At 77.4% G+C, this 1,895-nt stretch carries 2 protein-coding genes; both read left to right on the top strand.

From position 1 onward, the window contains the following. A partial coding sequence (locus KBX37_RS33705) for a cobalt-precorrin-5B (C(1))-methyltransferase (RefSeq protein WP_210779862.1) occupies positions 1–993 on the top strand: 993 nt, incomplete at its 5' end. After that, a partial coding sequence (cbiE, locus tag KBX37_RS33700) for a precorrin-6y C5,15-methyltransferase (decarboxylating) subunit CbiE (RefSeq protein ID WP_374103945.1) occupies positions 990–1,895 on the top strand: 906 nt, incomplete at its 3' end. The genes KBX37_RS33705 and cbiE, both read left to right, overlap by 4 nt.

The raw sequence follows: 1,895 nt of genomic DNA, 5'->3' as shown, positions 1-1,895 counted from the left end.
GTGGAGATCGGGCTGCCGGGCGGCCGGCGGGTCAGCTTCCCGGTCGCCCGGTGCGACCTCACCCCGGCGCCGGAGGCGCGCGCCGAGGCGGTGGTGGTCAAGGACGCCGGCGACGACCCGGACGTCACCCACGGCGCGCACCTCACCGCCACCGTCGGCTGGCGCGCCGAGCCCGGCCTGGACCTCGCCGGCGGCCCCGGCGTCGGCACCGTCACCAAGCCCGGGCTCGGCCTCGCCGTCGGCGGCCCGGCGATCAACGAGACCCCGCGCCGGATGATCGGCCAGGCCGTGGCCGAGGTGGTCGACCTCACCGAGGTGGGCGTCCGGGTGGTGATCAGCGTGCCGGGCGGCGAGGTGATGGCCCGCAAGACCACCAACCGGCGGCTCGGCATCCTCGGCGGCATCTCGATCCTCGGCACCACCGGGATCGTCCGGCCCTTCTCCACCGCCTCCTGGCGGGCCAGCGTGGTGCAGGCGGTGCACGTGATGGCCGCCCAGGGCGAGTCCACCGTGGTGCTCTGCACCGGCGGGCGGACCGAGCGGGCCGCCCGGGACCTGCTGCCGGAGCTGCCCGAGGTGTGCTTCGTCGAGGTCGGCGACTTCACCGGCGCCGCGGTCACCGCAGCCGTCGGCGACGGGATGACCGGGGTGGTCTTCGTCGGGATGGCCGGCAAGCTGGCCAAGCTCGCCGCCGGCATCCTGATGACCCACTACACCCGCTCCAAGGTGGACCTGTCGCTGCTCGGCGCGGTCACCGCCGAGGCCGGCGGCGACGCCGACCTGGTCGCGGCGGTCACGGCGGCGAACACCGGGCGGCACGCGTACGAGCTGTGGGAGGCCGCCGGCCTGCTCGGCCCCGCCGGGGACCTGCTCTGCCACCGGGTACGGCAGGTGCTGCTCCGTTTCGCCGAGCGGGCGGTCACCGTCGACGTGGCCATGGTCGACTTCGCCGGCTCCCGGGTCGTCGCCTCCTCGGGCCGGTGGGCGGCGTGAGCGCCACGCCGTCGCGGAACGGTGAGCCGGTCACTCAGGGTGGTGGCCGTCGGGGGCAATCCACCGGCGACCGATATGACTCCCAGTCATATTTATGCCTGAGCGGCATACCGCTCACCGAGGACAGGTCCGCCGGCGCGGCCGTGACCGTGGTGGGGATCGACGCCGCCGGTCGGCCGGCGCACCCCGGGCTGGCCGAGGCGCTCGCCGCGGCCGGGCTGGTGGTCGGAGCGGCCCGGCACCTCGCCGCCGTGCCGGTGCCGCCCGGCTGCCCGACCGTGACCCTCGGGCCGCTCACCCCCGCCCTGGACCGGCTGCGCGCCGCCGTCGCCGCCAGCGCGCACGCCGTCGTGCTGGCCAGTGGCGATCCCGGCTTCTTCGGCATCGTCCGGCGGCTGCGGGCGGCCGGACTGCCGCTGCGGGTGCTGCCGGCGGTCTCCAGCGTCGCCGCCGCGTTCGCCCGCGCCGGACTGCCCTGGGTCGGCGCCGCGGTGGTCACCGCGCACGGGCGCGAACCCCGGCCGGCGCTCAACGCCTGCCGCGCGCTGCCCGCCGTCGTGGTGCTCACCGCGCCCGGCGCCGGGGCGGCCGAACTCGGCGCCGGCCTCGTCGGCTGGTCCCGCCGCCTGGTGGTGGCCGAGCACCTCGGCACGGCCGACGAGCGGGTCACCTGGACTACCCCCGAGGACGCCGCCGGCCGCTGCTGGGCCGATCCGCACGTCCTGCTCAGCCTCGCCCCGACCGCCGGCGACGCGGACGCCGGGGCCGGGATGGGCCCGATGCGCGCGGACAACCAGCCGGCCGCCGCGCCGGCCGGCGGCTGGGCGCTGCCCGAGTCCGCCTACGCCCACCGCGACTCGATGATCACTAAGCCGGAGGTACGCGCACTCGCGGTGGCCCGG

Source organism: Micromonospora sp. U56 (genome assembly GCF_018070095.1).
GTDB classification, from domain to species: Bacteria; Actinomycetota; Actinomycetes; order Mycobacteriales; family Micromonosporaceae; genus Micromonospora; species Micromonospora purpureochromogenes.
This window is presented reverse-complemented; position numbering and strand designations above follow the sequence as displayed.